At 36.3% G+C, this 23,488-nt stretch carries 24 protein-coding genes; 20 read left to right on the plus strand and 4 right to left on the minus strand.

Translation table 11 applies throughout. From position 1 onward, the window contains the following. The first annotated feature begins 2 nt into the window (after window positions 1–2). From bshA to LCM23_RS13665, 15 genes are all read left to right on the plus strand, one after another. Window positions 3–1,142 carry an N-acetyl-alpha-D-glucosaminyl L-malate synthase BshA gene (gene bshA, locus LCM23_RS13595; protein ID WP_224937446.1) on the plus strand — a complete coding sequence of 380 codons (1,140 nt, stop codon included), beginning with the start codon at window positions 3–5 and terminating at the stop codon, window positions 1,140–1,142. Further along, window positions 1,142–2,338 (plus strand): CCA tRNA nucleotidyltransferase, encoded by a 1,197-nt coding sequence (locus LCM23_RS13600; protein WP_224937447.1) that lies wholly within the window; start codon window positions 1,142–1,144, stop codon window positions 2,336–2,338. The genes bshA and LCM23_RS13600 overlap by 1 nt, the downstream gene beginning before the upstream one ends. Next, window positions 2,323–3,303 (plus strand): biotin--[acetyl-CoA-carboxylase] ligase, encoded by a 981-nt coding sequence (locus LCM23_RS13605; RefSeq protein WP_224937448.1) that lies wholly within the window; start codon window positions 2,323–2,325, stop codon window positions 3,301–3,303. Before LCM23_RS13600 ends, LCM23_RS13605 begins: the two co-directional genes overlap by 16 nt. A 254-nt stretch (window positions 3,304–3,557) precedes the next feature. Further along, window positions 3,558–4,394, plus strand: a complete 837-nt coding sequence (gene panB, locus LCM23_RS13610) for a 3-methyl-2-oxobutanoate hydroxymethyltransferase (protein ID WP_224937449.1) — start codon at window positions 3,558–3,560, stop codon at window positions 4,392–4,394. Then, window positions 4,391–5,236 carry a pantoate--beta-alanine ligase gene (panC, locus tag LCM23_RS13615; protein WP_224937450.1) on the plus strand — a complete coding sequence of 282 codons (846 nt, stop codon included), beginning with the start codon at window positions 4,391–4,393 and terminating at the stop codon, window positions 5,234–5,236. Before panB ends, panC begins: the two co-directional genes overlap by 4 nt. Window positions 5,237–5,257: 21 nt before the next feature. Continuing rightward, a complete protein-coding gene (gene panD / locus LCM23_RS13620) occupies window positions 5,258–5,641 on the plus strand; it encodes an aspartate 1-decarboxylase (protein ID WP_095372786.1) in 384 nt (127 codons plus the stop codon). 271 nt (window positions 5,642–5,912) lie between these two features. After that, window positions 5,913–7,283: a vWA domain-containing protein gene (locus tag LCM23_RS13625; RefSeq protein ID WP_224937451.1), complete on the plus strand. Its 1,371-nt coding sequence runs from the start codon at window positions 5,913–5,915 to the stop codon at window positions 7,281–7,283. A 225-nt stretch (window positions 7,284–7,508) separates the two neighbouring features. Continuing rightward, window positions 7,509–10,310: an ATP-dependent DNA helicase DinG gene (dinG, locus tag LCM23_RS13630; RefSeq protein ID WP_224937452.1), complete on the plus strand. Its 2,802-nt coding sequence runs from the start codon at window positions 7,509–7,511 to the stop codon at window positions 10,308–10,310. A 103-nt stretch (window positions 10,311–10,413) separates the two neighbouring features. Next, window positions 10,414–10,584, plus strand: a complete 171-nt coding sequence (locus LCM23_RS13635; protein WP_191810924.1) for a YpmA family protein — start codon at window positions 10,414–10,416, stop codon at window positions 10,582–10,584. A 12-nt stretch (window positions 10,585–10,596) separates the two neighbouring features. Further along, complete coding sequence (locus LCM23_RS13640; protein ID WP_224937453.1) at window positions 10,597–11,076, plus strand: cell wall elongation regulator TseB-like domain-containing protein; 480 nt, start codon at window positions 10,597–10,599, stop codon at window positions 11,074–11,076. A gap of 77 nt (window positions 11,077–11,153) precedes the next feature. Beyond that, a complete protein-coding gene (locus tag LCM23_RS13645) occupies window positions 11,154–12,344 on the plus strand; it encodes a pyridoxal phosphate-dependent aminotransferase (protein WP_224937454.1) in 1,191 nt (396 codons plus the stop codon). A gap of 144 nt (window positions 12,345–12,488) precedes the next feature. Then, the gene (gene asnS / locus LCM23_RS13650) at window positions 12,489–13,781 is read left to right on the plus strand and encodes an asparagine--tRNA ligase (RefSeq protein ID WP_224937644.1); all 1,293 of its coding nucleotides are present in this window, start codon (window positions 12,489–12,491) and stop codon (window positions 13,779–13,781) included. Window positions 13,782–13,911: 130 nt separating this feature from the next. Continuing rightward, window positions 13,912–14,619 (plus strand): DnaD domain-containing protein, encoded by a 708-nt coding sequence (locus tag LCM23_RS13655; protein WP_224937455.1) that lies wholly within the window; start codon window positions 13,912–13,914, stop codon window positions 14,617–14,619. Between the two features lie 18 nt (window positions 14,620–14,637). Beyond that, the gene (gene nth / locus LCM23_RS13660; protein ID WP_224937456.1) at window positions 14,638–15,291 is read left to right on the plus strand and encodes an endonuclease III; all 654 of its coding nucleotides are present in this window, start codon (window positions 14,638–14,640) and stop codon (window positions 15,289–15,291) included. 6 nt (window positions 15,292–15,297) lie between these two features. Next, window positions 15,298–15,777, plus strand: coding sequence for a YpoC family protein (locus LCM23_RS13665; RefSeq protein ID WP_224937457.1), 480 nt, complete (start codon window positions 15,298–15,300; stop codon window positions 15,775–15,777). A gap of 122 nt (window positions 15,778–15,899) precedes the next feature. Here LCM23_RS13665 and LCM23_RS13670 read toward each other — a convergent pair whose 3' ends face one another. Beyond that, window positions 15,900–18,542, minus strand: coding sequence for a transglycosylase domain-containing protein (locus tag LCM23_RS13670; protein WP_224937458.1), 2,643 nt, complete (start codon window positions 18,540–18,542; stop codon window positions 15,900–15,902). Between the two features lie 27 nt (window positions 18,543–18,569). Then, entirely contained in the window at window positions 18,570–19,190 is a 621-nt protein-coding gene (gene recU, locus LCM23_RS13675) for a Holliday junction resolvase RecU (RefSeq protein WP_224937459.1), read from the minus strand. A 319-nt stretch (window positions 19,191–19,509) separates the two neighbouring features. Here recU and LCM23_RS13680 point away from each other — a divergent pair, with 319 nt between their 5' ends. Further along, window positions 19,510–19,770, plus strand: a complete 261-nt coding sequence (locus LCM23_RS13680) for a hypothetical protein (protein ID WP_224937460.1) — start codon at window positions 19,510–19,512, stop codon at window positions 19,768–19,770. A gap of 80 nt (window positions 19,771–19,850) precedes the next feature. Then, window positions 19,851–20,213, plus strand: a complete 363-nt coding sequence (locus LCM23_RS13685; RefSeq protein WP_224937461.1) for a DUF1798 family protein — start codon at window positions 19,851–19,853, stop codon at window positions 20,211–20,213. A gap of 178 nt (window positions 20,214–20,391) precedes the next feature. Here LCM23_RS13685 and LCM23_RS13690 read toward each other — a convergent pair whose 3' ends face one another. Further along, window positions 20,392–20,604 (minus strand): YppF family protein, encoded by a 213-nt coding sequence (locus LCM23_RS13690; RefSeq protein ID WP_095372800.1) that lies wholly within the window; start codon window positions 20,602–20,604, stop codon window positions 20,392–20,394. Between the two features lie 298 nt (window positions 20,605–20,902). On the opposite strand from LCM23_RS13690, the gene LCM23_RS13695 reads away from it, so the two are divergent. Continuing rightward, on the plus strand, window positions 20,903–21,478 hold the full coding sequence (locus LCM23_RS13695) for a YppG family protein (protein WP_224937462.1): 576 nt from the start codon (window positions 20,903–20,905) through the stop codon (window positions 21,476–21,478). Window positions 21,479–21,499: 21 nt separating this feature from the next. Here LCM23_RS13695 and LCM23_RS13700 read toward each other — a convergent pair whose 3' ends face one another. After that, on the minus strand, window positions 21,500–22,093 hold the full coding sequence (locus LCM23_RS13700; protein ID WP_224937463.1) for a site-specific integrase: 594 nt from the start codon (window positions 22,091–22,093) through the stop codon (window positions 21,500–21,502). Here LCM23_RS13700 and LCM23_RS13705 point away from each other — a divergent pair. Further along, window positions 22,093–22,671, plus strand: coding sequence for a site-specific integrase (locus tag LCM23_RS13705; RefSeq protein ID WP_224937464.1), 579 nt, complete (start codon window positions 22,093–22,095; stop codon window positions 22,669–22,671). The two genes, LCM23_RS13700 and LCM23_RS13705, sit on opposite strands and share 1 nt — an antisense overlap. 489 nt (window positions 22,672–23,160) lie before the next feature. Then, on the plus strand, window positions 23,161–23,403 hold the full coding sequence (locus tag LCM23_RS13710) for a hypothetical protein (RefSeq protein WP_224937465.1): 243 nt from the start codon (window positions 23,161–23,163) through the stop codon (window positions 23,401–23,403). Window positions 23,404–23,488 lie beyond the last annotated feature (85 nt).

Below are 23,488 nucleotides of genomic sequence, written 5' to 3' on the forward strand. Positions count from 1 at the left end.
GAATGAATAGAAAACTTAAAATAGGGATTACTTGCTATCCGACTGTTGGTGGATCAGGGGTAATTGCCACAGAACTCGGAAAAATGCTGGCAGAAAGAGGACATGAAATACACTTTATTTCTTCAAGCATTCCTTTTCGTTTAAATAAGATATATCATAATATTTTTTACCATCAAGTAGAGGTTAATCAATACTCCGTTTTTCAATATGCGCCTTATGACATCGCGTTAGCAAGCAAGATGGCAGAAGTCATTAAAAGAGAAAATCTTGACTTACTTCATGTACATTATGCGGTGCCACATGCGATCTGTGCCATATTAGGGAAGCAAATGAGCGGGCGTGATGTTAAAATCGTTACAACTTTGCATGGAACAGATATTACGGTTCTTGGTTATGACTCATCATTAACTGATGCAATAAAGTTTGGAATTGAACAATCGGATCGTGTTACTGCTGTTTCCAATGCATTAATTGCACAAACTTACGACTTAATCAATCCACAGAAAAAAATTGTTCCCGTATACAATTTTATTGATGAGCGTGAATATGTAAAAAAAGATGTAGATTACTTGAAAGAAGAATTTCAAATAGCTGAAGACGAGAAGGTTATTATTCATGTGTCTAACTTTCGTGGTGTAAAAAGGGTAGATGATGTCGTGCGTTCGTTTGCTAAAATTGCCGAACATATAAAAGCTAAGCTCCTACTTGTAGGTGATGGTCCACAGATGAGTGATATTTCAAAATTAGTAGACCAATTATCCTTAAAACACCAAGTCATTTTTCTTGGCAAACAAGACAACTTAGCGGAACTTTATTCCATTAGTGACTTGATGCTTTTATTGTCCGAAAAGGAAAGCTTTGGTTTAGTCGCACTTGAGGCAATGGCATGCAATGTACCGTGTATAGGGACAAATGTTGGAGGGATTCCGGAAGTTATCCAAGATGGTGTAAATGGCTATATTTGTGAACTGGGTGATATAGAAAGTATTGCAGCAGTCGCATTAGATATTTTACAAGATGAAAAATTACATACAAAATTATCATTACAAGCAAAAGAATCTGTACTGACAAGTTTCCATGCCGATAAGATTGTTTCACAATACGAGCAGCTTTATTTTGATCTATTAAGTGAGGCGAAATGATGAAACCAATTTTTCAAAGAGCTATTCCGATTATTGAAAAGCTTGAGGAAGCAGGTTATGAAGCTTATTTTGTCGGTGGTGCAGTGAGGGATCTTCTAATTGGTCGTGAAATAGCAGATGTAGATATCGCTACATCTGCTACACCGATTGAAATGAAAGCGATTTTTTCTAAAACGGTTGATGTAGGTATTGAGCATGGTACCATACTTATTCTCCTAAAAGGTGAAGCATATGAAGTAACAACATATAGGGCAGAGTCAACGTATAGTGACTTTAGAAGACCAGATGAAGTCCGTTTTATCCGTCATTTAAAGGAAGATTTACAGAGAAGAGACTTTACTATGAATAGCATTGCTATGGATAAAAATGGTGAATTAATTGACCCCTTCGCTGGAAGGGAATCAATTCAAAATAGAGAAATAAAGACCGTTGGTTCAAGTGAAGAACGCTTTAATGAGGATGCCTTAAGAATGATGCGAGCGCTTCGCTTTAAAAGTCAATTAGGTTTCCTGCTCGAAGAAGGAACATATGATGCATTAAAAAAGAAAGCCCATCTACTGCAACATGTGGCAGTTGAAAGGAAGCTTGTTGAATTTAATAAATTATTACAAGGAGACTATCGAGTAGATGCCTTGACGCTTCTGCAAGACTCAAACTTGCATCTCTATTTACCAATGCTTTCGCAAAAGGAGAAGGGACTTGATCAGCTCGTCACTTATCCTCTTCAATCATTATCCTTGCTTGAAATATGGGTTCTGCTCTTAAAGGTTTTTCAATTAAATGAGCATGAAGCAAAGTTAGGATTAAAAGAATGGAAGATGTCAAGTAAAGACCTGAAAGAAATACTCAATCTATATCAGTGGTTCCAAAAAAGACTTTCAACACCTTTTCAAGCTACTACAATTTACCACAGTGGTTTATCAGTAGCAGTGAGTGCTGAAAAACTTCATCAAGTATACAATCATGAAAGAGTAGAATATCCTGATCATTTAGTTGAAATGTATAGCAAATTGTCGATTACTTCAAGAAAACAATTAGCAGTCAATGGCACTGATATTATCACTTGGAGTCAGCAATCAGCTGGCCCTTGGCTAAAGGAATTATTAGCAAAAGTTGAGGAAGCAATTATACTTGGAGAATTACAAAATAATAAAGAAGATATCAGGGAGTGGCTGTTTCAATGGAATCAGAAATAAGGAAGAAGTTATTAAATGCCTTCACGACTCACCAAGATGATTATTTGTCCGGGCAAGCTATTGCAGATTTACTCGGTTGTTCACGCACAGCAGTGTGGAAGCATATAGAGAATCTTCGGAAAGAAGGGTTTGAATTTGAAGCGGTGAGAAGAAAAGGATATCGCATCATTGCTACACCCAAAAAAGTGATTGCTGATGAAATACGTTATGGTTTGAAAACAAAAATACTTGGTAGTCATATCCATTATGAGGAATCAGTGGACTCCACACAAAAAGTAGCCCATCAATTAGCAACAGATGGTGCTTGTGAAGGTACGATTGTAGTAGCAGAAGAGCAAATAAGCGGTAGAGGGAGAATGGACCGAAAATGGATATCCCCTAAATATACGGGTGTTTGGATGAGCGTCATTCTTAGGCCACAGCTTCCCCCTCATCGTGCACCCCAATTAACACTTATTGCGGCTGTTGCAGTTGTTCAGGCAATCGAGGAAGTGACCGGTTTAACAGCTGAAATTAAATGGCCTAATGATGTGTTGATTAATGGTAAAAAAGTAACAGGGATATTAACAGAGATGCAAGCAGATGCAGATCGAATCGTTTCTATAATTATGGGAATTGGTATTAATGTGAATCAGAAATTAGAAGACTACCCCGAGGAGATTCAACCTATCGCCACCTCCCTTGCAATTGAAAAGAAAGAAGAAATCTCGCGCGCACAGATTATTCAAACACTTTTATTCAACCTCGAAAAACTTTATCAACTTTATTTACAGAATGGTTTTCAACCGATAAGAATTTTATGGGAAAGTTATGCCATTAGTATAGGAAAAAATATAAAAGCGCGTACACTATCTGGTACCATAGCGGGTAAAGCGATAGGAATTACAGATGAAGGCATATTGCTTTTAGAAGATGAGGCTGGTGTGCGACATCAAATTTATTCTGCAGATATTGATTTAGAATAATAGATATTTTTTATAGAAAGTTAACACAATTATTGATATACTTTGTGTGGGCAGTATCGGTAAGAACTGCACCTGTTTGACCATCATTTATACGCGAAATCTGCCTAGATCCATTTAGGACCAGGACAGAGGGATGAGTTTAATAATGAGAATATACACTATCCTTCTGCACTTTTTTTGTAGAAGGTTATTTTTATGTCTTTCTCATTATCAGTAGATCATCACCTCTTCCTATTAAAAAAGGAGGAAGTAGGATGAAACAAACGACTGATTTTTTGAAAATGAAAAGTAAAGGTGAGAAAATAGCCATGCTCACGGCATACGATTTTCCACAGGCTAAATTATCAGAGCAAGCTAATGTCGATATAATTCTTGTCGGCGACTCACTAGGAATGGTTGTATTAGGTTATGATTCAACGATTCCGGTCACAATGAATGATATGATTCACCACGCTAAAGCTGTGAAGCGCGGGGCAAAAGACACTTTTATCGTGGTAGATATGCCGTTTATGAGCTACCATATTTCCATGGAAGATGCGCTCATAAATGCGAGAACCTTGATTCAAGAAACTGGTGCTCATGCAGTTAAGGTTGAGGGTGGAGATGAAGTAATAGATAAAATTGCTGCAATGACAAATGCAGGTATACCAGTTGTCGCACATTTAGGTTTAACACCACAATCAGTTGGTGTGTTAGGTGGTTACAAAGTACAGGGTAAAGATGCAAAAACAGCCCAAAAACTAATCAATGATGCAAGAAAATGTGAACAGGCGGGGGCTTTTGCTCTTGTTCTTGAATGTGTGCCACAACAGCTATCTAAAGAAGTATCATTAATCTTAAATATCCCGACAATTGGGATTGGTGCGGGTGTGCATACAGATGGCCAAGTACTTGTGTACCACGACATTCTCACATATGGCGTGGAGAGGGTACCAAAGTTTGTTAAGCGCTATTTAAATAGTGGAGAAATGATGGAAGAAGCCATTTCTGCGTATGTAAAAGAGGTTAAGAGTAGACAATTTCCAGAGGATAGCCATTCTTTTAATATGAAAGAAGAAGAACTTTTAAGTCTCTACGGAGGAAAGAAATGAAAAAAGTGACAAGCATCAAAGAAATGCAGAAAATCATCAAAGACTTCCAAAGAGAAGGGAAATCAATTGGGCTTATCCCGACTATGGGTTATTTGCATGAAGGCCACTTAACACTAGCTAAAAAAGCACGTTTACAGAATGATATAGTCGTCATGAGTGTTTTTGTAAATCCGCTACAGTTCGGAGAAAATGAAGATTTGGCCACTTATCCGAGGAATTTAGACAGAGATATGCAATTAGCAGCAGAAGTGAAGGTAGATTACCTGTTTCATCCAACAGCAGATGAAATGTATCCGCAGAAGCAAGCGATAACAATTCATGTTGAAGAAAGAACAGAAAGACTTTGTGGTGCTTCTAGACCTGGACATTTTGACGGTGTTGTCGTGGTTGTTTCTAAATTATTTAATATTATTCAGCCGGAAAGAGCTTACTTCGGTAAAAAAGACGCACAACAACTTGCAGTAATAGATTTGCTTGTAAAAAATTTAAATTTTCCGATTGAACTCATTGCGGTGGATACGGTGAGAGAAAGTGATGGCTTGGCAAAGAGCTCAAGAAATGTATTTTTAACAGAAATAGAACGCAAAGAGGCGGCTGTGCTTTTTGAGAGTTTACAGGCAGCGGAAGCAATCATCACAGAAGGAGAAAGAAATACAGCTCGTATAATTGAAGTGATGAAAACAATGCTTCATGAGAAGACAAGTGGTGAAGTCGATTATATTGAGATTCTTTCTTATCCAGAATTACAACCAAGCAATGAAGTTAACGGTGTAATCATTATTGCGTTGGCCGTGAAATTTTCCAATGCCCGCTTAATCGATAATATCATCATTACAGCATGAGGTCATAGAGGAGGGTTTAATATGTACAGAACAATGATGAATGGCAAAATTCATAGAGCAACAGTAACAGAAGCGAACCTAAACTACGTCGGCAGTATTACGATTGATAGTGATATTTTAGATGCTGTTGATATGTTACCAAATGAGAAGGTACAAATCGTTAATAATAATAATGGAGCAAGATTCGAAACGTATATTATCCCTGGTGAAAGAGGGAGTGGTGTTATTTGTGTTAACGGCGCTGCCGCACGTCTCGTGCAACAAGGGGATATTGTGATTATCATTTCATATGCTCAAGTAGCGGAGGAAAAACTCAAAGGTCATCAACCAAAAGTAGCGATTATGGGAGCAGATAATCAAATAATTGATATGCTTCACCAGGAACCAGCTAGTACGATTTTGTGAAAATGCCTGAACTGTTTGAGAAAAATGCTTGATTGAATAAGCACGAACAAATTCTGTTTTAAAAAGGATTTGTTTGTGCTTTTTATTTTATTGTGTTTATCGACACAAATGGTTACTAATTTATTATTAGCCGAAAGGGGTCATTACAGACTTGTTATTTTCATAGTTTCTTTTTGTACAAAATGACAACAGTTTTAGTTAATAATGGTAAAATAATTCGTATGAGTATGAAGGGATAAAGAGAAATAAACCATTGAAGGAGACGATCAAGGTGAAAAAAACCGCTTTTTTATTTGCATTAGCAGTGTTGTCGATATTTATCATTGTTGCATGTAGCAACGAAGAGACAAAAAAAGAAGAAGTTATAGATGAGGATAAATCAATTGAGGCTGTAGCAGATAAAGCAAATGATATAAAAGATGAAGAAAATCCAGTTTCTCAAACTTTGTTACCTATTCCCCAATCGTTTAAGGAATCAGTTGACTATGGTTACACAGGTGAATGGGCGATGAAGGAATTTTCCAATGAAGTAAAGTCGGCACTTGATCAGCTACCCTCTATTACGATGGAGGCTACAGAAGAAGAGATTGATGCCTATGAACGTGAAATCTTTTCCCTATTTAAAGAGAATTTAAGTATGCCAAATGTACCGATTGATCAATGGCAAGCAATGAAATTTGCAGATCCAACCGTTACTGAAGAGGAAAGCCAATTAAAGAAAAATTATAATGTAGCTATATTACTTGATGCTAGTGGTAGTATGGGTGCTCTAGAAAATGGAAAAACAAGAATGGAACTTGCAAAAGAAGCGATTAATCAATTTGTTGATAGTTTGCCAGAAAAAGCGAAAGTTTCATTAACTGTATATGGACATAAAGGAACAGGAGATGAAGCAGATAAAGAGGTTTCATGCAGTACTGTAGAACAAGTGTATTCTCTTTCAGCCTATGATAGTAAAGAGTTTACAAATGCCCTAGGTAAATTTAATCCAGCTGGATGGACACCAATGACAAAAGCAGTTGAACAAGCAATGGTTAATTTAGAATCACATGATGGTTCAGAGAATACGAATATTATTTATCTTGTGAGTGATGGAATCGAAACTTGTGGAGGAAATCCTGTACAGGCAATGGAAAAACTGAGTGATTCTAACTTAAGTCCAGTCGTTCAAATCATTGGCTATCAAGTTAATAACGATGGTTTAACGCAGTTGAAAGAAATGGCAAGGGCTGCAAATGGACAGTTTATTAATGTCCAAAATCAAGAGGATCTAAAGGCAGAATTTAAACGAACCACGGAAATGGCTGAAGTATGGTCAGAATGGCATAGAAATAGCAATGATGCCATTAATAATCTTAATAAAACGGTGCAAAAACAATTAAATGACTGGCATCATAAAGAGCAGGAAAAGATGAATAGAGAGCGTAAAAATCTACAATTGGCTATCAATTATTTAAATGAGGAAAACAAGATAGATACCGATGTTTTCTTACGCTTAGATGAAAACTATCGGGCATACTATTTACAAGTCGATAAAGAAGCACGTAATCTTTATCTTGAACTGGATCAACTGAATAGGGAATCATTTCTTGATAACTGGGAAGAGATTAGTGAGATATTCTTAAAAAATGTGAGTGAATAAGAAGATAAAATGTACAATTTGCAAAAGTATTCAGAAGAGGAGTAAATGCTCATTTGGTAGGGTGTAAATTGATAGGGTTATGCAAATTTATTATATTTATTTACTATAAACAAAGGGTATTTTTTTGATGATTAAAACCCTCATTTGCGAAATAAAGAAAGATAACTTTCTCTTTTATCCTTTTTATGATAACGTTTTGTGTGACAGAATGTTCGAGGTGTAACCATGAGTAATAAATATGTTGTCGTAGATTTAGAAACAACAGGAAATTCACCTAAAAAGGGTGATCAAATTATACAATTAGCAGCAGTAGTGATTGAAAATGGACAGATAACTGAACAGTACGCTTCACTTGTACAACCAAGTCACAGTATCCCTCCATTTATAGAAGAACTAACCGGACTAACAGACGAAATGGTGGCCTCTGCACCTAAATTTTCAGAGATTGCCAAGAAAGTGGAGCAAATGCTTGAAGGTGCCTACTTCGTTGCACATAATGTCCTTTTTGATTTATCGTTTTTACAGGAAGAGTTTAAAATGGCTGGTTTAGCAGGTTTTTATGGCCCAATTATAGATACAGTTGAACTGGCAAGGATTTTTTTACCAAGTGAGGATAGCTATAAGCTATCTGATTTATCGCTAAACTTAGGGCTCTCTCATGAGAGGCCACATCAAGCGGATAGCGATGCTTATGTAACAGCAGAATTACTTTTAATATTAGAACAGAAAATGAAAAGCTTACCATTGCTTACTTTGAAACAATTAAAAGATATTTCCTTTGGCTTAAAAAGTGACTTAGATTTATATTTAGATGATTGGATTCAATGGAAAGAGGAGAGCCATCAATCCCTTCCTAGCAATTTAGAAATTAATCATGGGATCGCTCTTCGTAAAAGTCAAAACAAGCAAGTAGGGAAATTAAACAAATCTGGTATCTTGTATCCTTATACAAAAGAAGAAAAAGAAGCTTATTTGCAAAAAGTGTTCAAACCTTTTGAATCACGAGAGGGACAATATCAGATGATGGATGCCGTTTATAAGGCATTTATTTCCGAACAACATTCACTTATTGAAGCAGGAACTGGTGTAGGTAAATCATTGGCTTATTTACTTCCTTCGATTATTTTTTCTTTGCAGGAAAACGAAAGAATCGTGATTAGTACCTTCACAACTCAACTTCAAGATCAATTGCTTCAGAAGGACTTACCCTTACTAACGCAAATGATACCAATGCCCATCAAGGCAAGTATTCTAAAGGGAAGAAATCATTATATTAGTTTAGCAAAGTTTATTCATACACTTAGAAGTCATGATGATAACTATGATACATGCTTAACGAAGATGCAAATTTTAGTATGGTTAACAGAAACAACAACAGGCGATGTCGACGAACTTAATTTATCTAGTGGCGGTCAATTGTATTGGAATCAAATTAAAAATAACCGCATGTTATTCATTAACGACAAGGACTTTAGAGAAAAAGACTTTTATAATCGTGCAAAGAAGCAAGCTGAGTCAGCACAATTGATTATTACGAATCACAGTATGTTACTTTCTGATACAATCAGTGATTATGATATATTGCCATCATATCAATATGCAATTATTGATGAGGCTCATCATTTTGTAAAAGCTGCATCTCCTTATTTTGGACGCATGCTAGATTTTATGACTGTTCGGCTCACGATTAATAAATTAGGATTATTCGAACAAAAAGAGTGGATCTTTCAGCTTGAGCAATTGCTAGAAGAAGTCGGTGTTTCAAATGAGGTTATTCATTCATTTGAGGTCAATGAAATGATGGAGAGCTTACATAGAGAAATGGATGAGTTCTTTTACTTAATTTCGAAGCTTGTGCAAAAATCTAGTCCTAAGAAGAGTAAATTAGTGCGAGTGAAAATGAATGTCCAAAACCTAATCGCTAAATATGGGCGTCAAATTGACATTCAAGTGGAGAGGTTTTCTTCTATTCTAAAAGAGGTTATACAAATGTTGACAGCAAGGTTACATGCTATTCAGAATGGACCATCTCCTATTGCGGAGAAGTCGCAGCCTTTATTAGAGGATGTCTCATCTGCTGTAAGGGAATTAGAAGGTTATGTCAATTCGTTGCACTTCTTTTTTAAAAACAGCCAAAATTTCCCCTTAGCATCTTGGGTAGAAGTTGATTTACGTGCAATTCAGAATGTCACTTCTATTTATGCAGAACCATTAGATGTCTCTGAACGACTAAGTCAGTCCTTTTTTACCAAGAAAAAAAGCGTTGTTTTAGCCTCTGCTACAATGACCGTAAATCAGTCGTTTCAATATATGGAGAAAGAATTAGGCCTAGAAGGTTTACCTTGTACTAGTCAGCAAATCCCTTCACCATTTCAATATGAAAGACAAGTGAAAATGATTATACCGAAAGACTTACCAGATATAAAAACGGTGAAAATGGAAGAGTATATTGCCAGTATCGCAGAGCAAATTATTTCCATTGCTGAAGTAACCAAGGGACGTATGCTCATTTTATTCACTTCATTTGAAATGCTTAAAGAAACATATCAACTCATAAAGGAATCGGACTTTCTTAGTGATTATGCGATCTTTGCTCAAGGAATCTCAGGGGGTAGTCGTTCGCGATTGACAAGAAATTTCCAAAAGTTTGATAAAGCAATATTATTAGGCGCAAGTAGTTTTTGGGAAGGAGTAGATATTCCTGGAGAAGACTTATCGTGCTTGATTATCGTTCGCCTACCATTTGCACCGCCAGATGACCCTGTAGCTAGTGCGAAAGCTGCAAAGATGAAAAGAGATGGGGGAAATCCTTTTAAAGAGCTCGCCATACCGGAAGCTGTGATTCGTTTTAAACAAGGGTTCGGCCGCTTAATTCGTTCGAATACTGACAGGGGTGTTGTGATTGTATTTGATAGAAGAATTAAAACCGCAAGTTATGGAAAAGCTTTTCTACAATCGATACCGTCTGTAGAAGCAAAAGAGTGTGATTTGAATGAAACGATTCATATCATTGAACAATGGTTATAATTTTTAAAAACTAATCGTCTAATATTTATGCAAACCACTTTTACTGGTATACTATTAGACGTAACAAAGAAAATGGGCCTTACTTGTCAAGGAGGAAATACAGATGGAAAGCAAGATTGAGATCTTATCAACAGTAACGATTCAAAATAGTCCAGATTTATACAAAATTGTTGATAGTTTAAACAGAACACTAAAAGAAAAAGATTTAATGTTCGGCTTAGCATTGGATAAGGATGATGATAGCAAAGCTGTTTTTACAATATATCGTACATAGGTAGTGAAAAGAATGAAAAAAATACTAATCATCGTACTAGCCATTATGGTTGTCATTATCGGTTTTTCGGCAAAAGTTTATATAAAAGCGATGGAGCCGATAAATCAAGCGGAAAAAGTGGCAAAAGAAAAAGCGGAAAATGAGGCGAATCTACAGACCGTAAAAAGAGTAACTCTATACAATGGTAATGAAACGTATTACATTATTGATGGAATTACAAAAGAAGATGAAGAGGTGTATGTATGGGTTTCAGCCGATTCTGAGGATGAAGTAATCATAAAAAATAAAAAAGATGGGATTTCGAAAGAAGAAGCAATCGAAAAGGCAATGAATAAAAAAAATCCCACTGATATTATTTCTGTCAACCTTGGAATGGAAAAATCTATCCCTCTGTGGGAGATTTCCTATAAAACTGGCGAAGGTCTTCTTAATTATTATGTAATAGATTATGAGACAGGTAACGAAGAATTAAAAATATTAGAAAATCTTTAAATAAGTGGTTCGGCTGACTATTCCATGGTCAGTTCATATATAAAATGATAGATTACACATTCTGGAGGATTAGGATAATGAACTTTGAACTAGCACAAAGAGTGCAATCACTGACACCATCTACAACTTTAGCAATTACAGCTAAGGCAAAAGAAATGAAGGCACAAGGAATTGATGTTATTGGTTTAGGTGCGGGTGAACCAGACTTTAATACACCCCAGCATATTATTGATGAAGCTGTTCAATCAATGAATGAAGGATATACGAAGTATACTGCAGCTGCAGGACTACCAAAACTCAAAGAAGCCATTTCTAACAAGTTTAAACAAGATCAAGGGATTGATATTCCAGCGTCAGATATTATTGTTACAAGTGGTGCTAAGCATGCGTTATACACTTTATTTCAAGTCATCTTAAATAAAGGTGATGAGGTCATTATTCCAACTCCGTATTGGGTAAGTTATCCAGAGCAAGTTAAACTATCAGGCGGAAAGCCAGTATTTATTGATGGTCTTGAAGAAAATGAATATAAGGTCACGCCTCAGCAGTTAGAGAGCGTTATAACAGATCGCACAAAAGCTGTCATCATTAATTCACCTAGTAACCCAACAGGCATGCTATATAGCAAGCCGGAACTAGAAGCGATTGGTGAGTTTTGTTTGAAACATAATATCTTAATTATTTCTGATGAAATCTATGAAAAGTTGACTTATGATGGACATCAGCATATTTCGATCGCACAAATCAGTCCAGAATTGAAAGAGCAGACGATTATCATTAATGGCGTTTCAAAGTCTCATTCAATGACAGGTTGGAGAATTGGTTATGCTGCCGGAAATACAGCCATTATAAAAGCAATGACAAACCTAGCAAGTCATAGTACGTCTAATCCAACTACTCCTTCTCAATACGGCGCGATTGCAGCGTATAATGGTTCACAGCAACCTGTAGAAGAAATGAAAAATGCGTTTGAAGAACGTTTAAATATTATCTATCAACAATTAGTAGCTATTCCAGGTTTCACATGTATTAAACCACAAGGTGCTTTTTATCTATTCCCTAACGTAGAAGAAGCAGCAAAGCTTACAGGTTATGAAGATGTTGATGCGTTTGTAAAAGGTTTATTAGAAGAAGCGAAGGTAGCTGTTATTCCTGGTTCTGGTTTTGGATCTCCGAAAAATATTCGTTTATCCTATGCAACATCACTTGACCTATTAGAAGCCGCTGTTCGTCGAATACATGAATTTGTGAATCATAAACTGCAGTAATCGTTAAAGGAAGTGGAGCCCTTCACTTCCTTTTCTCATGCAAGAGTTATGTATGATGAAAAGTTGCCTCGAGAATCAGAGAAGGGTATAATAAAGGCGACTTGAATCTAATTGGTAAATGTTTTTGGAAGGGGTATTAAATTGATTAAAACGACAATTGCTGAAACGTATAAATATGTTGATCAAGAAGTGAAAATTGGTGCATGGATTGCTAATAAACGCTCCAGTGGGAAAATTGCCTTTCTACAGCTACGTGATGGGTCTGGCTTTATCCAAGGTGTGGTCGTAAAAGCAGATGTATCTGAAGAAGTATTTAAAGCAGCAAAATCGGTTACACAAGAATCTAGTGTGTACGTAATAGGGAAAGTACAAAAAGAAGATCGTTCACCTTTAGGATATGAATTACTCGTTACAGGTGTAGAAGTGATTCATGAATCTACTGATTATCCAATTACACCGAAAAATCATGGAACAGAGTTTTTGATGGATCACCGCCACCTATGGTTACGCTCAAGAAAACAACATGCTGTCATGAAAATTCGAAATGAAATCATTCGTGCTACATATGAATTCTTTAATGAAAATGGTTTCTCAAAGGTTGATCCACCAATTCTAACAGGTAGTGCACCTGAAGGGACATCTGAGTTATTTGCTACTAAGTACTTCGATGAAGATGCATACTTATCTCAGAGCGGTCAATTATATATGGAAGCTGCGGCGATGGCTTTAGGGAAAGTGTTCTCGTTTGGGCCAACATTCCGAGCTGAGAAGTCAAAAACGAGACGCCATCTAATCGAATTTTGGATGATTGAACCGGAAATGGCTTTTTATGAGTTTGAAGACAATTTGAAAGTGCAAGAAGAATATGTCTCCTATATTGTCCAAGCTGTTGTGAAAAACTGCCAAGTTGAATTGAAGACATTAGACAGAGATGTGTCTAAATTGGAGAAAATTCAAGCACCATTCCCAAGAATTTCATATGATGAAGCCATTACATTTTTACAAGAAAAAGGGTTTGATGATATCACATGGGGAGAAGACTTTGGCGCGCCACACGAAACAGCGATTGCCGAGAGCTATGATAAACCCGTTTTTATTACACATTACCCAACAAAAATCAAGCCTTTCTACATGCAGCCAGATGCTGAAAGAGAAGATGTTGTCCTTTGTGCGGATTTAATAGCGCCAGAAGGATATGGTGAAATTATTGGCGGATCAGAGCGTATCCACGATTACGAGCTATTGAAACAAAGATTAGCAGAACATGAATTAGATATGGATGCATACAAATGGTATTTAGAATTAAGACAATACGGTTCAGTTCCTCATTCTGGTTTTGGATTAGGTCTAGAGCGAACAGTTGCTTGGATTAGTGGCGTGGAGCATGTGAGAGAGTCGATTCCATTCCCAAGACTTTTAAACCGCTTATATCCGTAAGCTTTTCACAATAACAAACGAAAAAGAGTCATTTTGTGGCTCTTTTTCACTTTTTTACACCTTTTATTTGAATACATTTCTATACTTTTCTTAAAAGGGTTCATGATATACTTGTATGGAGGTGTGTATGATGCCAAAGAAAATATTATTAAAATGGTTACAGGAAAAAGACATTACAATTCCTGGAGCTTTATTAACGCAGTACAAAGCAATGAACCTAAAAGAAGAAGAAGTAGTTCTTATCCTCCATTTGATTTCAATTAGTGATAAGGGAAATGACTTCCCGACACCTTTTGAACTTGCAGAAGTAATGACTTATTCAGCAGAGGACTGTGCGGGGATGCTTCGCCGTTTAATACAAAAAGGGTTAATCACTATAAATGAGGGTTATAGTGAAGAAGGTATTCGCTTTGAAAAATACTGTTTAGATAGTTTTTGGGAAAAATTAGCAGATGCTTTTTTAATTGCAGATAAAAGAAAAGAAGCAAAAGAAAATCAGCAAGACGAAATTGATTTGTATTCAGTGTTTGAAAGTGAATTTGGCAGGCCACTTTCTCCTTTTGAATGTGAAACTCTAGCCCTTTGGTTAGATGATGACCATCATGAGGTGAAAATCATTAAGGCGGCCTTAAAAGAAGCGGTGATATCTGGTAAATTGAATTTCCGCTATATTGATCGCATCTTGTTTGAGTGGAAAAAGAATGGTATAAAAACAGTAGAACAAGCAACAAATCAAGGGAAGAAATTTAGACAAAACCAAGTGAAGAGAATGAAAAGTGTAGAGAATAGTGATAAGAGAAATGAGTCGCTACCTTTTTATAATTGGTTAGAACAATAGTTTGAATGGTGATGATATATGTTAAATAAGAAAGACATTAGATATTGTTTAGATAAAATGGGAGAAATGTTTCCCGATGCTCACTGCGAGCTCGTTCATAAGAATCCTTTTGAACTTGTTATTGCGGTGGCATTATCAGCGCAGTGTACCGATGTATTAGTGAATAAAGTGACGAGCAAGCTTTTTTTAAAGTACAAAACACCAGAGGATTATTTAAATGTATCCATTGAAGAATTACAACAGGATATCCGCTCGATTGGTTTATATAGAAATAAGGCAAAAAACATTCAAAAACTATGTCGCATGTTAATAGATGACTATGATGGTGTGGTTCCTGCTGATCGCGATGAATTAACAAAGTTACCAGGAGTCGGAAGGAAGACAGCGAATGTGGTTGTATCAGTGGCCTATAATGTCCCTGCAATAGCTGTTGATACACATGTGGAGAGGGTAAGTAAACGTCTTGGCTTTTGTAGATGGAAGGATTCAGTTCTAGAGGTCGAAAAAGCACTTATGAAGAAAATACCAGAAGAAGAGTGGTCTGTGACCCACCATCGCTTAATTTTCTTTGGGCGTTATCATTGCAAAGCACAAAATCCAAAGTGCCAAGAATGTCCAGTTCTTGATATTTGTAGAGAAGGTAAAAAGAGAATGAAAAGTTTAGGTGCGTAAAATAATATGAATGAGCGGTTAAAAAGGTTACAGCATCCTTTTTTTAATAATATACAGGATCAAGTAGGGGAGTTTGTCCCATTTTATTACGAAAGACAGTTGTATCAAGGAATAGCTTCTGAAAAACCCTGGGAAGAGTCAGAGCGATTCATCGCAATGATTCTTAAAGAATGGGATCAATTAAAGATCAGGCTAAAATCAGCCCATCAACAAAGAGATAAGCAGGAAGCAGAGCAACTCATGGTTTTGGGAGTTGCCCTTTTAGTTCAATATGTGTATTGGTTAAATGAAAAACCAGTATCACTGGATGAACAACAAATAGGTGATGGTTTGGTACATCTCCCATTCAACTTTGCCGATCGATTACAATTTATTATGGGGCAACCTGCACTTCATTTAGCTTTTATTCAATTAATAGAACTCATGAATGAAGTAATTAAATTAGATGCTAAGAATAGGGTAAGAAAAAAACACTCGAAGCACTAAAAATGCGAAGAGTGTTTTTTATTATGCAGAAGCTTTAGCAAATGCCTTCTTGAATATTTTGAAACAATCACACAGGTAAGATAAAGGCAGAGAAGGTAGCTTCTCTGCCTTTAACATAACGATTATTCCTCAGGGTTTTCATCTGGTGGTGATGGTGGTTGTTCTTCTTCAGGTGATTGATTTTCTTCTTCACTATTATCTTCATTACCATTCTCATTCTCATTACCATTACCATTGTTGTTATCGTTGCCCTCACCATTGTTATTTCCATTTCCATCGCCATTTTCGCTGTTATTTCCGTCACCATTGCCATTCTCGTTCTCATTGCCACCTTCTTCGTCTCCAGGTGGTTGTTGTCCATCACCTGGTGTTTCTTCGTCAGGTGGTTCGACTTCTTCTGGCTCTTCTTCAGTGGCCGGTATGTCAACAGATGTTTGGGCAGCATCACTTTCCTTATCATCTTGAACCGCTTTGACGGTGAATGTATATGTGCTATCAGGTTCAGGATTTTCAATTGTAAGTGATGTTTCAGATGTTGTCGTGAGCTCTTGGGCACCGCCATCATTAATAGCGCCGGTCACTACAAACTGAGTATTATCTTTGTCTTTATGTTTCCATACGAGTTCAATCGTATTGGCTTCTTTATTATATTTGGCATTGAAACCATTCGGTGCTTCAAGTTTATCGAACTTTTCAGAGACGGTTTTTGGTGCATTTCCTTTGACAGCGTACTCTGTAATAATTTGATCACTTGGTGTATATTCGCTTGCTAGTTTTGCAGGGTTGCTACCTTTTTCAATCGCCACTTTTTCAACAGAGTTAGGCATTTTGAAATCAGCTGTTTCTTTCCCTTCTGAAGCATATTGCATAATGTTTTTAAAGAGCATTTGGGCAATCTTCTGATCGTAACCGTTTGATGGTAGGTAAGTCTTCCTACTTTCATATCCGGTCCAAATTGCTGCCGTATAATTCGTTGTATAACCAGCAAACCAGGCATCTGGTGTTGCACCGTTAGGGATATCATACTTTTGTTTTTCTTCTGCTGTATAATTTGTTGTCCCTGTTTTTCCAGCTACAGGTAATCCCGGGATATTTGCTGTTGTACCGGTACCGCTTGAGATAGCTGTCTTCAGCATATCTGTAATCATAAAGGCAGTGTAATCATTCATCACCGCTTCACTTTCAGGTGTGGTGTCAATTTTCGTACCATCACGCATTTCAATGGCTTTGACAGTATGAGGATCTGTATAGAAACCTTCATTGGCGAATGCGCTATAAGCACCTGCCATTTCCATTGGAGAAACGGCCTTTGTACCAAGTACAGATGACTCATAATATTCATCTTTAAAGTTAAAGCCTAGTCGATTAGCAAATTCCATTGATTGCTCAGTGCCCACTTCTTGAATAGCTTTAACAGCAGGTATATTCCGTGACTCTGCCAATGCTTGGCGCATCGTCATCGTCCCTTTAAACGAGTTATCCCAGTTATTTACTTCGGTTCCTTCACTGTATTTATATGGCTCATCAACAAGTGTATGATAAGTGCCCCATTGATTAAATTCAATGGCAGGTGCATATCCGGCGATCGGTTTAAATGTTGAACCTGCTTGACGTTTTTGGTCTGTGGCAAAGTTGAAGCCACGTTTTACTTCTTGATTCCGTCCGCCACCAATCGCCCGAACTTCACCAGTACTTGAATCTAATAAAGTAATCCCTGCTTGGAATTCTTCATCAGGATATTGTATGACATCTTCGCTATTTAAGATATTTGAAACATATTTTTGGATATCTTTGTCTGCTGTTGTATGAATTGTTAAACCATCGGAAAAGATATCGAGGTCAGGATATTTTTCAGTTACTTCATCAATGACAACATCGACAAATGAATCATAAGGTGTATCATCTTCTATTTCTCTTTCACCTTCAGCAACTAACCCTTCAGTGACAGGAATGGATTGTGCTTCAGTCTTTTGCTCTTCGGAAATGAATCCATGTTGGTTCATTAAAGATAAAACAATGTTACGTCGTTTTTCGGCATTTTCTGGATGAGTAAACGGGTTATAGTTGTTTGGACTTTGCGGCATCCCTGCAAGTAATGCGGCTTCATGTAACTCCAGTTCATCCAAATCTTTACCAAAATATAAACGTGATGCTGTTAACACACCGTGACTATTTTCTGACATGTAAATTTTATTCACATACATTTCAAAGATTTCTTGCTTCGTATATTTTCGTTCCAATTGGAATGAAAGCCAAGCCTCTTGTGCTTTACGGCTAATTGTTTTTTCATTATTTAAGAATGAGTTCTTTACGACCTGTTGAGTAATCGTACTAGCGCCCTCAGAACCAAAACCTTTTGTTACGTTGGCGATAACTGCTCCACCTAATCGAATTAAATCCATGCCATTATGTTCATAAAAGCGAACATCTTCTGTTGCCAGAAAAGCATTTTCAACAAGGTCAGGTATATCTTCATATTCAACATAATCTAAATTTCCAGCACCGACTTCCGTAATTTTTTCACCATTTATATCGAGAAGTACCGACGGAATAGGGTCCTTTAATAGTGCTGGATCTAGCTCGGGAGCATCCTTAACCATAAAGGCAAATGTAGCTGCGCCTGCAATCATCCCAACAATACCGAGTGCAATTAATGTGAGAAAAATCTTCTTGAATAACGTTTTTCCTGATTTTTTCTTCTTCGGTTTAGGTGATTGCTGTTGTTGTTTTCGGCGCTCCTCCCTAGATTTATACTGTTCTGACATATAAGTCCTTCCTTTCTATCTCAAACCTTATGTTGAGCTATCAAGCTGATAAATGTTATCTAATATCTTAATATAATCAATTCTCGGTTGAAAGCCAAGTATTATGCGATGCCCTTTTTCTATCACTTCATCCTTTGTCATCGATTTCCTTCCGCCATTTTCCATGCGTTCCCAAAAAACAAGTAATTCCTTAGCTTCTAGTAAAAATAACTCGCCAGTTGTCGAAAAGCGTAAAATGACAAAGCAAATGCCCCTTTGTTTAATGATGTTCCTCATATGTTCAATTTGATGCAAATGGAAGTTATTAAAAGGAAATGAAGTGGTGTTTTTAGTTTCCTTTGCTTCGAAATCAATATACTTACCCTTGTAAATGCCGTTATAGTCAGTTGTCGATGCCTGTTTAAAGTATGCTTCTTTAATGACGGCAGCACTTCTTGCAGGATAATCCACTTGAACAATCTGTACTGGTGTTGGTTTCTTGTGTATGACCGCGATCCCTCTATCTAAGTAATATTGGTTGCTGTCGTTTATATCGTCCTCCAATGTCATACCTCTTTTACCATATGACGGATTCTTGCGTTTTCTTTTTTCTAATGTGCTTTTTTCTGCAGGTACGTATTTCCTCCCGTTCGGGTAATGAAATGCCATAGACTTCACCTCACAAACTATACCTTATCATACCAGAAGCAAGATGTAATCGGGTGGTCAAAAAGCACTAATCCAACAAGGTGTACTTGTTTTGTAATATTTGACGTAATAGAAGGCAAAAATGTTTCATTTTCTTTTCAGTGTTGCCGTTTAGTCATATTTTCAAACGTTTATTCATATGCTGTCGAAAGAAGGTCATTATATAAAAAATCCTTCTTTCTTTGCCGAATCAGTTCTAGTTTTGTCAATCGCAAAGGAGAAAAAAATAGGAAAGCGAATGTACATTATATCAAAGACGCGACCTTAAAGGAGGCATGACTTGTCAATGAAACCCAATATGACAGAAAAACAAGAATTATTACTCATGCTAGAGGATATCTATAATCAATTGGAGGCTTTAGAGACAGCTGTGCAAAAGAATCTACAACAATTAAAGTTCAATCAACAAGAAGAACAAATAGAAAAAGTAGAAGCGTGTCATAAAAAGTTAGAGGAATTAGAAAGATTTCCGATGGACGAGCTTCATCAACAAGATACGACGGATTCACATTTTGTGAAATACAAACTTGGTTATCGCTAATCATTTACGAGTAGTATAGTCGTAAGCTACAATAAGGTTAGCTCATCTATGATTTTACAGAATGACTGGAGATGAACATGATGAACAAGCTAGCCAAACACTCAAAAGAGATGTTAATGCATTTGGAATGGATAGAGAAGCGCTATATAGATGGTAGAAAAGAAAATAAGAAAGCGGATTTTTTCGGCGAAGTTAAGCCTTATGCAGACAAGGTGAAACAAGAGTTGGATGTATGGCAGGAAGAAGCACTTCATTTTTTACAGTCCAAAGCAACGAAGAAGCTGTGGCCGATGCAAATTAATTCCGCCTATGACCAAATTGAAACATGCTCCATTCAAGCCTTTTATCCTGAAACAAGTAAATCGAGATTTACAAATCAATTGCAGTCTGCAAAATATGTTGTTGAGACGTTGTTAAGAATCGTAGAAGAAAGTGAAGTGTGAACAAGACTAAGACTGAGGATTTAAAGGTCCTAACTTTGGACGAATGAAATAATCGAGCGACTTTTTCTTACAAAGAATGAGTGGAAAAGGGAGAGCAGGCTTCAGTATAAATAATAGAAGGAAAAAGGAGTCACTAAAAAGTGACTCCTTTTTCCTTCTGAGTTATGAATGTTTTTTCCTATTTCATAGTAATTAGGGATCCGTCTTTAAAAAAACTTTCAGGAATGACAGCACCTAATGATTCTAATTCACGAACAAGATTTCGATAATCCAAAATGGAAATTTCATTGTGGATATAAGCTCGTTTAGAGAAATCTAGTAGTTGGTTCGCGTGATCTGGCTTAACTTCCTTCACTTGTTGAAACTTCTGCTTTAGCTCGTGAATATTCATTTGAATCTTCCTCCCCCAAATAATGAAATAATCTTAAAAGGATATTCATCCAATCATGCGATGAAATATGAAGTTTTAAAGAAATGTAGGAAAAAACAAATCTTTAAATTTATAGTAACACGAAATAAATAGATTGTTTATTTTTCAAAAATTTAAACTTCCGACAAAGTTCAACAATTAATGACAGAATGAAAAGTAAGGATATCTTGTTTAAAATGCAAATTTTATTGAGGATAATCACCTAATGCGCCTATTCATCATACAGTATAATGATGATGAATAAGGAGGATGTTTGCCCATGTTTGGCCGTAAAAGAAATGAGAAAAGTAAACGAAATATGCCTGTTGCATGGAGCTTTAATCCATATTATGCACCTTACCAATCTAATATGTCCTACCCTACTGAAATAAGACAACTGCCGGTAATGCAGTCCGTTCCACACCCAATAATGAATGGACAACAACAGCCATTATGGAACCAATCTCAAATAAATTATGCTTACACGAATAACTATCCCTATCAGACAATTCCATATGGGAATATGTATCCACCTCAACATGATGTAAATAATCACCAACCAGACTACCCTTTACAGGATAGTCCGAATTATTTTCACAATCCACTCGAGCCCAATGAACAGCCGGTAAATAAATCTTATAATATGCAAAGCCAATATAACACCATGAACCCGTATCCAAAACAATCTTTTGTTGCGAAACAACCTAATAATGTTCAATCGATTATGAATAGCTTTAAGTCACAAGATGGTTCACTTGATTTTAATAAGATGATGGATACAGCGGGACAAATGATGAATGCTGTAAACCAAGTGTCGTCAATGGTAAAAGGGGTCGGTGGTTTCTTTAAGGTGTAGGGTTTAAGCGCTCCTCAATACTTAGTTGCTCACAATTTGACCACTTTTCATAGCTTTCGAGAATTGGTCTATTAGATTTTGTTGCATTTCTGGTAGAACATGAGAATAAGTATCTAGTGTAATCTTAACGCTAGAATGTCCTAACCTATCGGCCACTAGTTTTGGGTTTACGCCCATTTGTAATAAAATAGTGGCATGGGTATGTCTAAGGTCGTGAAACCTCATCTGAGGGAGCTTGGACTGTCTAATGAACCGAGAAAATAATTGGTTTACTGCAGTAGGGTTTATGAACTCGCCCGTTTCTTGTGCAAAAACCATATTATGTTCTCTGTAGACAGTCCCAAACTTCATCTTTTCAATGTTTTGTTTTACTTTTTGCTTTTTTAAAAATCTTATAAGATCTTCATCCATATATATTGTTCTAACAGATGAAGGTGATTTGGGAGATTGCGAGAGAAATTCTCCTGTTATTTTATATAGTGTTCTATTGACTTTTAATTTTCTAGATTCAAAATCAACATCAACATCTTCCCAAGTTAACCCGAGAATTTCTCCCTTTCTCATGCCGGTATGTGCTGGAAGCCATAGAAGAATATTAAAAGGGAGTTGTTGCATTGAACACCGTTAAACCTATACGTGATTTAGAGAAAGTTGCTGCAATGAAAGAAGTCTTGATGAACCAGCATGAAAGGAATTACTTCTTATTCGTATTAGGGATTAATACCGGTCTTAGAATAAGTGATTTGCTTAAGTTGAAGGTAGGTGATGTGAGAAACAAAAACCATATCGTTATAACTGAGCAAAAGACTGGTAAATTGAAACGGTTTAAGATTAACAACGATCTAAAGCGCCATATTACGGATTTTACCGTTAAGAAAGAGGAAGCAGAGTATTTGTTTAAGTCCAGAAGAGGAAACGCCCGTATACACCGAGTGCAAGCTTGGAAGATATTAAATACTGCTGCCAAAGAGGTGGGCTTAGATGAAATCGGCAGGCACACCCTTAGAAAGACATTCGGATATCATTTTTATCAAAAGTATAAGGATGTTGCAGTTCTTCAACAGATATTTAATCATTCATCCCCATCTGTCACTATGAGGTACATCGGGATTAATCAGGACATTATAGATGAAGCTGTGGATGATTTAGTTTATAAAATTGTCCAGTTTCTAATTCAGGCGCGTTATATGTAATGTAAGTTATTTAAGAAATAGACTTAGTATTATGTTTCGTTAAGTAGTTGGAATAAAGTTCACGATTTTATCAATCCTTATCAAGATCATTCTTAAAAAAGGAATTAGAACTTATGTTATCTTCTTTAATTCCTAGTTTATCCTTTATCGTTGTTAGATCTCTTAGGATTTTATGAGTATTAATTAATGCAGTAATAGAGGCAAAAAAAGTTAATGCTAAGAAAATAATTAATATTATGTTGATCAAGTTATCGCACCTCAAGTTTTTAACTATATATTACCATATTTTGGTCTTACACCTTCTGAATTAGGTGAACGGATGAATGAAATTGCTAAACAAGGATATAAAAGAGTGTTTCAAAGTAGTATTGAATGGTATCAAGGAAAAGGAGAATGGGGAGTCATTACATTTGAATTAAACGAGGACTAATAAACGCGATAAGCAAGGAAGTGAACAAATGTCATATCTTTCGCAAATAGAATGGGTTTATGACCTTACAATCTTTAAGTGCTGAAACATTAATTAAAATTATTGATGAACTAGAACTAGATATACCCAACAGTACGTATAAAGAAATAACAACAGATGTTTACAATAAAGCAAAATCAGGGTCACCCATAACTCATAAGCAGAAAAGAGTTTTAGTGAATCTTATTGGGCAACCAAGATTTTATAACCAATACAAATATAACTCATTTAATGTGCTATATGTAATTATGATTCTTATTTAGGCCATGCTAGATAAACAGCAAAAAGTATGAGAATGATTCCTAGCACTAAAAAAACTTGTATAAAAAATGCCGTTTTCTACGAGAA

The organism is Cytobacillus kochii (genome assembly GCF_020171845.1).
In the GTDB taxonomy this organism is placed as follows: Bacteria; Bacillota; Bacilli; order Bacillales; family Cytobacillaceae; genus Cytobacillus; species Cytobacillus kochii.